This is a genomic window from Micromonospora sp. C28SCA-DRY-2 (assembly GCF_030519475.1).
Lineage (GTDB): Bacteria > Actinomycetota > Actinomycetes > Mycobacteriales > Micromonosporaceae > Micromonospora.
The window spans coordinates 98,022-110,687 of the sequence record NZ_JAUMKD010000008.1; the positions used below are offsets into that span (position 1 = coordinate 98,022).

At 76.5% G+C, this 12,666-nt stretch carries 13 protein-coding genes; all 13 read right to left on the reverse strand.

The annotated features are described in order from the left end of the window. Complete coding sequence (locus tag Q3W71_RS26370) at positions 1 to 456, reverse strand: hypothetical protein (protein WP_302922169.1); 456 nt, start codon at positions 454 to 456, stop codon at positions 1 to 3. Between the two features lie 126 nt (positions 457 to 582). Further along, positions 583 to 1,512: a hypothetical protein gene (locus tag Q3W71_RS26375; protein WP_302922170.1), complete on the reverse strand. Its 930-nt coding sequence runs from the start codon at positions 1,510 to 1,512 to the stop codon at positions 583 to 585. Further along, positions 1,509 to 2,027, reverse strand: a complete 519-nt coding sequence (locus tag Q3W71_RS26380) for a phage tail protein (RefSeq protein ID WP_302922171.1) — start codon at positions 2,025 to 2,027, stop codon at positions 1,509 to 1,511. Before Q3W71_RS26380 ends, Q3W71_RS26375 begins: the two co-directional genes overlap by 4 nt. Continuing rightward, the gene (locus tag Q3W71_RS26385) at positions 2,008 to 4,677 is read right to left on the reverse strand and encodes a putative baseplate assembly protein (protein WP_302922172.1); all 2,670 of its coding nucleotides are present in this window, start codon (positions 4,675 to 4,677) and stop codon (positions 2,008 to 2,010) included. The genes Q3W71_RS26380 and Q3W71_RS26385 overlap by 20 nt, the downstream gene beginning before the upstream one ends. Beyond that, entirely contained in the window at positions 4,674 to 5,168 is a 495-nt protein-coding gene (locus Q3W71_RS26390; RefSeq protein ID WP_302922173.1) for a GPW/gp25 family protein, read from the reverse strand. The genes Q3W71_RS26385 and Q3W71_RS26390 overlap by 4 nt, the downstream gene beginning before the upstream one ends. Continuing rightward, positions 5,165 to 5,503: a hypothetical protein gene (locus tag Q3W71_RS26395; protein ID WP_302922174.1), complete on the reverse strand. Its 339-nt coding sequence runs from the start codon at positions 5,501 to 5,503 to the stop codon at positions 5,165 to 5,167. The genes Q3W71_RS26390 and Q3W71_RS26395 overlap by 4 nt, the downstream gene beginning before the upstream one ends. After that, complete coding sequence (locus Q3W71_RS26400) at positions 5,503 to 7,098, reverse strand: contractile injection system protein, VgrG/Pvc8 family (RefSeq protein ID WP_302922175.1); 1,596 nt, start codon at positions 7,096 to 7,098, stop codon at positions 5,503 to 5,505. The genes Q3W71_RS26395 and Q3W71_RS26400 overlap by 1 nt, the downstream gene beginning before the upstream one ends. Continuing rightward, on the reverse strand, positions 7,095 to 7,847 hold the full coding sequence (locus Q3W71_RS26405) for a hypothetical protein (RefSeq protein WP_302922176.1): 753 nt from the start codon (positions 7,845 to 7,847) through the stop codon (positions 7,095 to 7,097). The genes Q3W71_RS26400 and Q3W71_RS26405 overlap by 4 nt, the downstream gene beginning before the upstream one ends. Then, positions 7,847 to 7,972: a hypothetical protein gene (locus Q3W71_RS26410; protein ID WP_302922177.1), complete on the reverse strand. Its 126-nt coding sequence runs from the start codon at positions 7,970 to 7,972 to the stop codon at positions 7,847 to 7,849. Before Q3W71_RS26410 ends, Q3W71_RS26405 begins: the two co-directional genes overlap by 1 nt. A 1,639-nt stretch (positions 7,973 to 9,611) precedes the next feature. Next, on the reverse strand, positions 9,612 to 10,091 hold the full coding sequence (locus tag Q3W71_RS26415) for a phage tail protein (protein WP_302922178.1): 480 nt from the start codon (positions 10,089 to 10,091) through the stop codon (positions 9,612 to 9,614). 1 nt (position 10,092) lies between these two features. After that, positions 10,093 to 11,334, reverse strand: coding sequence for a phage tail sheath subtilisin-like domain-containing protein (locus Q3W71_RS26420; RefSeq protein ID WP_302922179.1), 1,242 nt, complete (start codon positions 11,332 to 11,334; stop codon positions 10,093 to 10,095). A gap of 18 nt (positions 11,335 to 11,352) precedes the next feature. Continuing rightward, positions 11,353 to 12,051, reverse strand: coding sequence for a carboxypeptidase-like regulatory domain-containing protein (locus Q3W71_RS26425; RefSeq protein ID WP_302922180.1), 699 nt, complete (start codon positions 12,049 to 12,051; stop codon positions 11,353 to 11,355). Next, positions 12,048 to 12,656 carry a glycine zipper family protein gene (locus Q3W71_RS26430; RefSeq protein ID WP_302922181.1) on the reverse strand — a complete coding sequence of 203 codons (609 nt, stop codon included), beginning with the start codon at positions 12,654 to 12,656 and terminating at the stop codon, positions 12,048 to 12,050. Before Q3W71_RS26430 ends, Q3W71_RS26425 begins: the two co-directional genes overlap by 4 nt. Between the last annotated feature and the right edge of the window lie 10 nt (positions 12,657 to 12,666).

The window sequence follows — 12,666 nt, forward strand, 5'->3', positions numbered from 1 at the left end:
TCAGGACGGGGCGACGGTGACCGTGCAGGTGCCCAGCCCCGGGCAGCCCAGCAGGACGGTGGTCGGCCGGTCCACCGCCACCCGGACCACCGCGCCGTCGGCGGCCGGCTCGACGCCGTCGCGCACCGTGACGTCGACGTCCCCGGGGGCCGGCGCCTCGACGGTGAACCGGGCCGGGCTGCGCAGGACCAGCGTGCGCAGCCCGCCCGGATCGGCGACCCGCAGCGCGCAGCCGCCGGTGAAGACCAGCCGGCCCGGCTCGACCGCGCAGTCCGCGGCCACCGCCGCCGGGTCCACCGCTGCCCGTTCGCCGCCGAGCCGACCGAGCCGGTCGATTAGGCCAGACCGGTCCGCCGGGTCGCCCCGGTCGTCCCGGCCACCGGCCACCGCGACGGCGAAGAGCGCCAGCAGCAGGACGCCGAGCAGGGCCAGCAGCGCCTTCTGCCGGCCACTCACGACGGCACCGTCGCACTGAGCGTGATGATTCGCTCGCTGCGCTCGCTCATGACGGCACTCCGCTGCGCTGCGTGCCGTCATGAGGCACCTTCGCACTGAGCCGGCTCATTCGCTCGCTGCGCTCGCTCATCGGGTGTCCGCCGGGGCGACCTCGGTGAAGCGGATGGCGTCGATCCCGGCGAAGTAGCGGTCGGTGCCCTGCGTCTTGCCGACCACCACCAGCGTGATCCGGTGCGGGCCCGGCCCGAGCCGGACCGTGCCCACGTCGATCCAGTCGGTGCGGACCACCGCCGGGCTGAAGCCGAGGAAGACGTCGCCGACCTGGGTGCCGTCGATGGTGAACACCGTGTTGGCGTAGTCGAACGAGGTGGTGCGCACGGTGGCTAACCGCCAGGTGGCCTCCGCGGGCAGGGTCACCGTGACGGTGACCTGGTCGCCGATCGCCCGGCCCTGGAAGAACAGCTGGGTGTCCTGCGACCAGACCACCCCGCAGCAGTTCGGCTGCCGGACCACGGTGGCCGCGGCACCCCGCGGCGACAGCACCGTCGCCCCGTCGACCAGGTCCTCCGCCTCCACGGTGACCACCCGCGGCTCGCCCGGCGTCACCGGGTCGCCGTCCCGGGTGACCAGGAAGACCACCACCGCCGAGGCGAGCAGCACCAGCGCCGCCGCGGCGGCGATCCACGGCCACGGGCTGCGCCGGGTCGGGGTGACCGCGCGGACCTCGTAGGTGACCCGCCCGCTGGAGCGGGAACTCTCCTCGGGCGCGGTGTTCGCCGAGTACGCGAACCCGGTCATGTCGTAGCGGCGCGGCGCGGTGCCCGCCGGCACGACCAGCCGGACCAGGAACGACACCGAGCCCTGCCCGGGCACCACCCGCTGCGGCTCGGTGACGGTGAACCAGGAGCGCTGGCTGCCCTCGCCGGGCGCCACGTCGAAGACGACGGTGTCCGGCGCGACGCCGGGATTGGAGACGGTGAAGGTCAGCTCGCCGGTGTTGCGGGCGTCCAGGGTGAACTGCTCGGCGGCCGCGACGACCGCCCACTCGGTGGTCATGAGGGCTCCTCTGCGACGACGATCTCGACGGTGGTCGACGCGGGCTTCTCCGCCTCGACGATGCGGGCGACCACGGCGAGCTGTTGCGCGGTGGCGGCCGCGGGCACCCGCACCACCACGTGGAACGGCCGGTCGGCCGGTTCGGCCAGCACGAACCCGCGCAGCCCGGTGGCCACCTCCAGCGCGAGGCGCAGCCCGTACGGGGTACCGCGCCAGCGGGCCAGCAGCGCGCCGTGCGCCACCAGGTCCCGCAGCCGGCCCAGCGGCAGCGGCAGCGGGGCGTCCGGCCGGGGCGAGACCACCACGTGGTCCATCGCCACCCAGCGGGTCAGCTGGACGACCATGGCGTCCGGCGCCCGGTACGGGGCGAAGAGCGCGTCCACGTCGGCCAGCACCGCCTCGTCCGGGGCGTGCAGCGCCTCCATCACGTCCAGCAGCGCCCACAGCACACTGCCCGGCACGCAGGCCCGCTGGTACGCCGCGGGCAGCAGCCGCTCAATCGCCGCGCGTCGCATCCTGCCGCACCACCTCGATGTCGTGCTCGCCGGAGCAGAGCAGCCAGGTCTCGGGAACGGTCACCACGTCGGCGGTGGCCTGGTTGGCGCTGGCCGACCAGTCGACGGCGTCGCCGCTGCGGTACACCCCGCGTTCGCCGCCGGCCAGGATCAGCCGGTCCGGGCCGGCGGTGGCGGCGATCGCGTCCACCGGCAGGAACCGGGTCCGGTCCCGCAGCGGCAGCCCGCAGTTGACCATCACCGGCGCCCACTGCGGCTGCGCGGCCAGGGTGTCCAGCCGGAGCACCCCGCCGCTCTGCGTGGCGGCGACCGCCAGCGGGCCGGCGAAGGCCAGATCGCGGCAGGTGCCGCCGATCCAGCCGGCCTGCACCGCCTGCCACTGCACGTCCGACTCGAACAGCCGGGTGCGGTAGCAACCCTGGCCGGGCTTCTTCGGGTCCGGCTCGCCGGTGCCGCTCCACAGCAGCGTGGCCGGGCCGTCGTACTGCACGGCGAGCACCCGGTTGTCCACGTTGGCCAGGCCGACGTGGCCGAAGGTGCCGGGCCGGCCGGCCGCGGTGGACAGGTAGACGCCGAAACCGGCCTGGGCGGCCACCGCCACCCCGGGCGCGCCGCGTTCGGAGACGAACGCGCGGACCGCGTAGAAGCCGCGGTCGGCGTCGGCCGGGTCGACCAGGATCTGCAACGGCACCGCGCCGGGCAGCAGGGACACCTCGTAGAGCCCGGCGTCGGTGGCGACCAGCAGCGCGCCGGCGCCGTCCCGGTCGATCCAGGCCAGGTCGGTGATCCGGGAGGCCAGGTCGGTCAGCAGCGACCAGGTCTCGCCCAGGTCGGTGCTCAGGTGCACCCGTGACCCGCCGCCGGAGCGCAGGGTGACCGCGGCGACCGCGCCGGGGCGGGGCACGATGCCCGGGCGGGTCGGGGCCGGGGCCGGGGCCACCCGCAGCACCGTCTCGCCGTCGAACCGGCCGGCCGGCTCCCAGCCCGCGCCGGCGTTGGTGGAGCGGAACAGCACCGGCCCGCGCCCGGCGTACCAGGTACGCGGCTGGTACTGGTCCACCGCGACGGTGCCGACCTGCCCGTCGGGCGCCTCGTCTACCACGAAGCGCACCGACTCGACGTAGCGCACCCCCGGTTCGGCGTGCTCCAGCAGCCGGTACACGTTCGAGGCGCGCAGCGGCTCGCCGAACGCCCAGCCGGTCGGGTTGAGCGGGGTGGGCAGCGGGCTGAGCGTGGAGTGCAGCCGGTCGTGGATGCGGCGGCGGACCGCGTCGGCGTCCTCCTCGCGGCGTACCACCACCCGGGCCCGGATCGACACCGCCTTGTAGCGGGCCCAGCCGGCCCGGCAACTGGTGCCCAGCGCCCGGCGCCGGTCCAGGTCGGCCTCGACCCGGGCCCGGGCCTCCTCGACCTCGTGCTCGCGCAGCACCGCCACCGGCAGCCGGCCGCCGGGCCGGGCCGCGTCCGGCACGTACGGCACCAGCAGCACCTCGACCTCGCCCGGGCGGGCGTAGCTGTAGACGGCGGCGCGGGTGAAGGCGCGGGCCCGGGCCACCGCGCCGGAGCCGGCGGCGAGCACCTCGTAGTCCCGCGCGGTCACCGCCCGCTGCTGGGCGAAGAACTCGTACGGGCCGCGGAGCAGGGCCGACTCCAGCGACTCCAGGTCCCGCCCGCCGGCGGCCGGCGCCGGGTTCTCCACCCGCACCCCGGGCAGCGGGTCGCGCAGGCTGGTCAGCGTGCCGGCCGCCACGTTGCCGGCCGGTCCGCCGCCGGCCCGGTACCAGAGCCGGATCTGCCGGCCGGCCGGCGGCACCGCCGCCACGGTCACCGGCCCACCCGCGCCGCCCGGATCCACGGCGTCGGCCGGACCGGTACCGCCGTCCGGGCCGGCCGGACCGGTGGGGGCGGCGTCCGTCGCGTCCGGCGGCGGGTCGCGCAGGTCCAGGGGTGGGGCGAAGGTGACCGTGCCGGAGCAGCGGTCGACCAGGTAGACCCGGGCCTGCGGGCCGACGCCGGCGAAGCTGTCCACCGGCCGCCAGATCTCGAAGGTGCGCCCCTCGTGCTCCCGCGCCGCCGCGCCGAGCTCCACCGAGCCGGCCGGCACCTCCACCCCGAGCAGCAGGTCCAGCGGCTCGGCGGTCCGCGCCAGCGGCGCCCGCGCGGCGCGCAGCACCTGGCCGGGCTGTCCGGTGCCGACGCCGAGCAGTTCCGCCTCCACCGGCTCGCAGTGGTGCATCCGGACGGTCACCTCGGCCTGCCCGGCGGGCAGCAGCGCCGGCTCGGTGGTGACGAAGACGACCGGCCGGGGATCGGCGCCGCGGGCCGCGGCGACCCGGGTGCCGGCCGGGATGCGGATCGCGCCCCGGTCCCCGCCGGTCCGGGTGAACCGGACGTCCGCCCAGGCCACCGCCGGCGGGTGCCGGGTCACCCCGAGCAGGTTGAGGAACGACACGTACGCCTTCTCCGGCAACTGGTTCAGCCGGTAGATCATCACCTCGGTGAGGTACGCGAACGCCTCCACCAGGGCGATTCCCGGGTCGTGCGCGGACAGGTCGGTCCAGCCCGGGCAGGACTGGCGGATCCGCTCCCGGGCCTCGGTGACCAGGTCGAGGAAGGTCCGGTCGTCCAGGTGCGGCACGGGCAGGGTCATGACGGCGCTCCACCCGCGCGGTCCGCCGGGTCGGGCGGGTCGACAGGTCGGGCGCCCGTGGCCGGGCCGGTGTCGGCCGGGTCGTCGGCGGGCAGCAGGTCGACCGAGAAGACCAGCTGGCCGGGGGCCAGGCTGGCCCGGATCCGGTAGTCCAGCCGGATCACCAGCCGCCACCGCTCGTCCGGGTCCGGGCCGGCGTCCACGTCGACCACCTCGACCCGGGGCTCCCAGCGGGCGATGGCCTGCCGGACGTAGTGGATGGCCAGCCCGGCGGTGGTGTCGTCGTTCGGCGCGAAGACCAGCCGGTGCAGCCGGGACCCGTAGCCGGGGCGCATCAGCCGCTCGCCGGGGGTGGTCGACAGCAGCAGGAACAGCGCCTGGCGTACCGTCTCGTCGCCCTCGGTCATGGCCAGCCCGCCGGCCGCGGTCAGCGCGAGCCCACCGGTGCGACCCGCGTCGAAGCCGGCGCCGAGGAACCGGAACGCCCTCACCGGTCGGCCCCCAGGAAGCGCTGGCGCGGGTCCCGCACCCGGTGGTGGACCAGGCCGGGCGGGGTGCCGTCGGTGAAGCCGTCCAGGTGGGACAGCAGCACCCGGTGCCCGTCGATCCGCAGCCAGTCGCTGTAGCCGACCCGCACCCGCAGCGTCCTCGCACACGGCTTGATCGTCGGCCCGTAGTTCGGGCAGGCGGTGATCTCGCGCCCTTCCGGGTCGGCGTCCACCAGCACCGGTACGCCGGTGACGGTGACCCACCGTTGCGAGGCCCGGTTCTCCACCCGGCCGTCGTGGTCGCACCTGATCACCGACTCGCGGTGGATCCAGCGCATCAGCCACCTCCCTCGTGCTGGGCGCGGGCCAGGGTCCGGGCCCGCTCGGCGGCGGTCTCCGCGTCCTCGGCCGCCTCGGCGTGCAGGAAGTCCACGCTGCGGGCCCGGACCACCATCGCCCGGCCGGGCGCGGAGAGCACCAGGTCGCTCGCCGCGTGCAGGGTGGCCAGCTCCGGGGTCAGCTCCAGCCAACTGCCGCCGTCGATGGCCAGCCGCAGCCGCCGGCCGGCGTCGTCCACCACGATCGACTGCCCGCCCGCGGTCCGCAGCGACCAGCGGCCCGCCCGTCCCTCGTGGATCCCCGCGTCGTACGGCTCGACCGCGCCGAACAGCGAGCCGAGCACGATCCCGGCCGCCGGCTCGCCGCCGGGCAGCGCCACCAGCACGGTGTCCTCCGGGTCGGGCAGTGCCACGATCCCCTTGCCCCGGCCGGCGCCCGGGCAGAGCACCCCGAGCCACCCGGCGTCCAACTCCCCGTACGCGGGCAGCGTCACCCGGACCCGGCCCAGCCCGTCCGGGTCCGTGACGTCGGTGACCGCCCCCAGGGTGAGCACCGCCGGGGCGGGTGGGCCGGCCGGTGGCGGCGGTGGCGGGGCGGTGCCGAACCGGGTCAGGTGACCGTTGCCGTCGACGGTGTGCACCACCTCGGTGAGCACGTAGCTGCCCTCGGCCGGCGCGGCCACCCCGGTCAGCGTGATCCGCCGGCCCGGGCGCAGCGCCGGATCGCCCTCGGCCACCCCCTCGACGGTGACCAGGGCGGCGACCCGGGCGTCCAGGCCGGCCTGGGCCAGCGCGGCGAGTTCGTCGTCGCTGCGCCCCGGCTGGTCCACCGCGGTACGCACCCCGTCCGCGCCCACGTCCGCCGGGTCCGGGTCGGCGGCGGTGCGCCGCCCGCAGCGCGGCGCGCCGGCCCGCTGGCTGATCGGCTCGGCCCGCTGCGGGTGCCAGCCCAGCGCCGCGCTGTCCCCGGCCGCGGCGTCGAGGTTGGTGGAGAGCCGCAGCGTGTGCACCGAGCGGCCCAGCTCCAGCGGGACCGGCTCGCCGTACCCCGCCAGGGTCACCAGGCGCAGCCGGTCACCGTCGACGGCCAGGTGCAGCCCGGCCCGGCCGGCCGTCTCCAGCAGCAGGTCGAGGTCGGTGTGCCGGTGCTGTGCCAGCCGCTCCAGCCGGGGCCCGTCGGTCTCGGCCAGCACTGTCAGCCCGACGTCGGCGCAGAGTTCACCGGCCAGGTCGGCGGCGGTCACCGACTCGAACACCCGCAACCGCTGCCGCTTGCGCAGCCGGTGCAGCGCGTCGTACGCCCGCACCCGCAGCAGGGCGGAACCGTCGGCGGCGTACTCGACCTCCACGCAGGTGACCTCTCCGGCGAAGAGCGCCTCGGGCCGGTCGGTCAGCCGGACGTCGAGCGTGCCGCCGGTGCGTACCGGCGGGGTCAGCGCGGCGGCGCCGGGGGCGGTGGTGAGCGCCACCTCGCACTGGGTGGGCTGGTCGAGCCGGGCGGCCACCCGTACCGACACCACCCGCCGGCTCGTGCCGTCGGGCAGCGCGGCGCCGTCGAGCAGCACGGTCAGCGCGCGGGGTGCGGCGACGGTCACGGGGCACCTCCCGGCGACGCGGGGGCGGCCGGGCCGGCGGCCGGCGGTGGGACGGCCAGGGCGGTGCCGGCCGGCACGGTCAGCGGGTCGGTGATCCGGTTGTGCTCGGCCAGCAGCCGCCAGCGCAGCGGGGAGCCGAGCGCGTCGTGGGCGAGCAGGTCGAACCGTACGCCCGAGTAGTCGGGCTCGGCCGCGCCGTCGCCGGCGGCCACCACGGCGCTGCCGGGCGCGGCGGCCGGGGTGCCGGCGGCGGCGAGTTCCTCGGCGAAGCCCTCCCGTGCCCGGTCGGCCGACTCGGCCACCCGGACCAGCTTGAGCCGCAGCCAGGACCGGCGGGGCGAGCCGGTGACGGTGAACGCGTCGAAGCGTTCCGCCACGGCGACGATCACGCCCGGAACGTTCCACGTCTTGCCCCAGACCAGCCGCACCAACGGCGGCCGCAGCCAGCCGTGCTCGGTGGCCGAGTTCTCCGCGAGCAGCCACAGCGGTCGGGTGAGTTCCCGCACGTCGGTGGGGCGGACCTGGCCCTCGGCGAAGTCCACGTCGAAGAGCAGGTCGAGGACGAGTTCGGTGCGCCCGCCGCCGGTGAACACCAGCGGGTCGTCGGCGAGCCCGGCCCCGGTGAGCTGGCCGCCCGCCGCGCCCCGGGGCCGGATCCCGGCCAGCCGGGTCACCTGCACGGTCTCCGGGTTGAGCAGGCAGTCCACCCGGTCGCCGGTGGCGTCGACGAGGAAGGCGACCCGTTCCATCAGGCACCCGCCTGTTCCCGGTCCAGCCGGTGCAGGTGCGCCTGGTCCAGGGTGTCCCCGGCCGGCGTCCACAGCGCCCGGTCGTCGGGCAGCTCCGGCCACCGGTCGCCGACGGCCGGGGGCACCCCCCCACCCGCGCCGCCCTCAGGCAGCCCCGGCCACCGCGACCCCACCTCCGCGCCGCGTACCCGTGCCGCAGATCTTGGTACGGAACGGCCCCGGTAGAGGCCGGAATCGTCCAAGATCTGCCGCGTGCTCCGGGTGGGCGGCGGGGGAGTGGGGTGGGTGGTCGGGTGAGTCGGGTCGGGCCGGCGGAGAACGGCGTCGTCGCGATTCCCGCCGCCCGTGCCGGCCCGACCGGAGTTCGGTTCGAACCGCACCGGGCCACCCGATGCGCCGCCACCCTGGCCGGGGGCGGGGGGCGCGGATGGCGTACCCGGGGCAGGGCCGGGAGCCGGGTGGCCGGCATCGATCGCGCCGTGGCCCGGGGCGCCGGTGCTGCCCTCGCCGGCGCGGCCGGTGCCGGGCGGGCCGGAGCTGCCGTCCGCACCTCGGCTTCGGCCGGCGGCGGCGGCGCCGGGCGGGCCCGTACCGGTGCCTCGGGTCCGGATGTCGCCGACGTTCCACCCGCTGGTGCCACCCGAGTCCGGGGTGAGCGCCGCTGTCCCACCGACCGTCCGGTCTGCGCCCGGCCGGGTGGCGCCGGGTGCTCCCAGGTCCGTCCGGTACGGACCCGTTCGGTCGGCGCCGGTTGATCCCGGCCCGGTCCGGTGCGCACCCCGCTGGGGGCCGGGGGGTGGTCCCGGGTCGGTCGGGTGTGCACCCGGACGGGCACTGGCGGAGGCAGCCATGCCAGCCGGGCCTGCCTCCGGCCCCCCGAGGCCGCTCAACCCGGGGCCGCGCACCCGCCTTCCGGGTGCGACCGCCGCATCACCCGCAACGCCCGCCCCACCGCCGCCCACCCTGCCCACGCCCGCCCCACCGCCGCCGACGCCTGCCCCGGCAGCGCCTGCCCCGCGGGCGCCCGCCTCGGCAGGGCCGGCCCGGCCGGCGCCCGCCTCGGCCGGGCCGGCCCGGCCGGCGCCGACCCCGTCGCTGCCCGCCGCGGCGGCGCCAGCATCACCCGCTACCGGCGGCACGGCCGGCCGCAGCACGACCCCCCAATCCCCGGCGGCCCGCCCGACCGCCAGCTCCCCGGGCCCGTTGAGCACGGGCTGTCCGTCAGGGGTGTAGCCGTCGCTGACGGGACCGCCTTGATCAACACTGTGGGGCGACGGGGGCGGGGGAGTGGGGACAGCGTGGGGGAGGTCGAGGAGGAGGCCGGGGGCGTGTACGGCGACCAGGCGGAGCCAGTGCTCCGGCGGCTCACCGGGGCGGCGCAAGGGCCAACCGGTGGGCTCCATCCGGCCGCCGGCCGTGCGGGTGGTCGCGTCGCCCAGGCTGGCTCGGCCACTGGCCGGGCGGGCGGTCACGTCGCCTTGGCCGAGGCGGCCATCAGCTGTGCGGGTGGTCGCGTCGTCCCGGCTGGGCCGGCCGCCGGCCGTGCGGGTGGCCGCGCCGTCCATGTTGGACCGGTCGGCGGCTGCGCGGAGCGTCGGGCCGCCCGCGCCGGACGCCAGCCGTCCGGGGCGGTCCCCGGATTCCGGGCCGGCCGGGGTGACGCGCCGGGCGTCCCGGCCGGACCCGGTCGACGTGTCCGGCTCGACGATCCCGGCCAGGCGCGTCGCGCCGCCGGCGAGGGCGCGGAGCCGGTCGGCCAGCCAGCTACGCGGGCGTCGGGGCGGCAACGCCGGTCTCCAGTTCCAGACCCTCGTAGCGCAGCGTCAGCGCGGCGATGGCGATCTCCTGGCCGAGGGTGTTCAGGTGCGCGCCGCGCCAGCGGGTCGGCCACGCGTTGATCATGTTCCAGCGGAGCACCTCGGTGGTGCCGGCGGCGTCCAGCAGCACGATCGACACGTTGCGCCGGCTCACCATGCCCCGGGCGACGGCGTGCACCCAGTCCCACAGCTCCCGGGAGGCGGTGAGCCCGAAGTGCAGCGTCACCGGCTCGTACTCGGCCTGGCCGGGGATCATCCGGATCCGGTCGTTGCCCTGCTCCCGGTACGGCAGCGCGGGGATGTTCATCTCCAGCCCGCTGACCTCGGTGAAGTGCCCGTTGGTGACGCCGTTGACGAGCAGCTTGAAGTTGTAGGCCCGGTACGGGTCGACCGGGGCGCCCGGCTGCGGGGTGGCCGTGGTCGGCATGTCAGCCTCCAATCGTCTCGGTCTCGGCGCCGCCGGCCCACTGGCTCAGCTTGAACACCACGAACTCGGCCGGCTTCACCACCGCGATGCCGATGTGCGCGACCACCATGCCGGCGTCCCGGACGTCCGGCGGGTTGGTCTCCTCGTCGCACTTGACGAAGAACGCCTCCTCGGGGGTGCGGCCCAGCAGGGCGCCGTCCCGCCAGACCCGGGTCAGGAAGGCGCCGATGTCGCGGCGGATGGAGCGCCACAGCGAGAAGTCGTTCGGCTCGAAGACCATCCACCGGGTGCCGTTGGCGATCGCCTGCTCGATGGCGATGGAGAGCCGCCGCACGTTCAGGTAGCGCCACTCGCTGGCCTCGGCGGCGAGCGTACGGGCGCCCCAGACCCGGATGCCCTCGCCGGCGAAGTAGCGGATCACGTTGACGCCCTTCGGGTTGAGCACGTCGTGCTCGGGCCGGGTGACCAGGTACGCCAGGTCGACCGCGCCGCGTACCGGCTCGTTGGCCGGCGCCTTGTGCACCCCGCGCAGCGCGTCGGTGCGGGCCCAGATGCCGGCGATGTGCCCGCTCGGCGGGGTGAGCACCAGCTCTCCGCTGAGCGGGTCGCGGACCCGCAGCCACGGGTAGTAGAAGGTGCCGAAGTCCGACTGCCGGGGCCGGTGCGCCGCCTCCCCGCCGGAACCCCCGGAACCACCCGAACCGCCGGAACCGCCACCGGAGCCGTCGGCCGGCTTCGGGGGCTTGCCGCCGCTCGGGGTGGCCACCCGGGTCAGCGTGGAGATGTCGTCGACGTCCGGCGGCGGGTCGCAGATCGCCACCATTGTGCGGGTCCGCTCGGCCATGCTGAGCAGCGCCTCGTGCGACACCGGGTCGTGGAAGCCGGGCGCGGCCAGGATGGAGATCTCGTCGACGGCCTCCAGCAGTTGTAGGCCGGCGCGGCGCTGGCCGGTGCCGGTGATCGCGCCGTCCTCGCCGACGTTGACCACCCAGCACCGGGTGCCGCCGTTGTCCAGGAAACCGAACACGGCCCGGGCCAGCGGCGTGCTCTCCAGCCGCTCCCCGTCGGCGTAGAGCCGCAGGAAGTCCGACCAGTTGTTGACCGCCTGGGCCCGGCCGAGGTGGGCGCCGCGGTCCGGCGCGACGCCGACGAACGCGGCAGTGCTGGTGCCGACCGGTCCGATCGGGCGGGCGCCGCTGGGCACCTCCTCGACGTAGATGCCGGGCGAGAAGTAGGTGGGCATCGGTCCTCCCGGATCGGGTCAGCGGGACGGTGGTGGGCAGACGATGACGATGTCCGGTTCGGCCGGGTCGACCTCGGCGGTGAGCACCTGGCCGCGGCTGGTCAGCCGCAGCCGCACCGGGCCGGGGTGGTCGGGGTCGTGCGGCACGCCGACCATCCGGAACCGGCCGGCGGGATCGGTGCTGGTCGCGTACGGCTGGCCGATCACCTCGACCCGGACGGCCGCGAGCGGCTGCTCGGCTGGGCCGACCACCCGCCCGTCGAAGGTCAGCAGTTCCAGTTGCCGCAGCCGCAGCGGGGCCAGCACCGGCGGCGCGGCCGTGCCGGCGTGGGCGACCTGGGCGGCCACGTCGATCAGCAGGGCCGGTCGGGGCCCGGTGCCGAACGCCTGCCAGAGTCGCGGGTCGCCGGCCTCCAGCACCACCGTGTGCTCGCCGCCGGCGGTCGCGGCGGTGAGCACCCGGTCCAGCCCGGGCAGCGCGGCCGGCCCGCCGGCGCAGAGCAGGTAGCGCACGGTGAACCGGTACGGCTCGCGGACGCCGCCGCTGCCCCGGGTCTGCCGGGCCGCACGCAGCTCCAGCGGCCAGAGGGTCAGCCGGGCGCCGTCGTCGTCGGGCCGCGGCGGGCCGACCGGGACGGGTTCCCCCGCCGCCCCGGCCAGCCACGCCGCCAGCTCGGCGGTGGCCGTCTCGATCGGACCGCGCGCACCGGTGGTCATCGCGGCGGGGTCCCCTGCACCCGGTAGGCGATGGCCTCGTTCCACACGTGCGGGTAGACGCCGATCTCGAAGTAGCGGGTGAACCGGTTGATCGGCGCGTTGCTGTGGTCGTGGTAGAGCAACCAGACCGGGGCGATGGTGAACAGCACGTAGTTGGCGAGCACCAGCGGGATGTAGAGCGGGCCGAGGATGCGGGCCTGGAGGATGTGCACGTCCTCGTGGCGCTGGATGCCCGGGCCGGACCCGGCGCAGACCGTGCCGATCGTGGTGGCGTAGCGGGGCGAGACGCCCTCGACCACGTTGACCCGGCAGCTGTGCTGCGAGGTGGCCCGGTCCAGGGAGTGCCCGAAGACCAGGTGGACGGCCAGGTAGATCGCGCCGACCACGGTGTTGAGCAGGCTCCAGGTGTGGTCGACGACGAAGAGGAGGACCCCCTTCGGGTCGGCGCCGTAGACCCGGGCCGAGGCGACCGCCCAGCCGAACACCCCGCCGACCAGCAGGCCGAGCACCGCGCCGACCAGCAGCCCGACGGTGCCGCCGGCGAGCTGGCCGAGGATGGCGCCGGTGGCCACGTGCACGGCGGTGCTGACGATTCCGTAGATCATGGCGGCACCT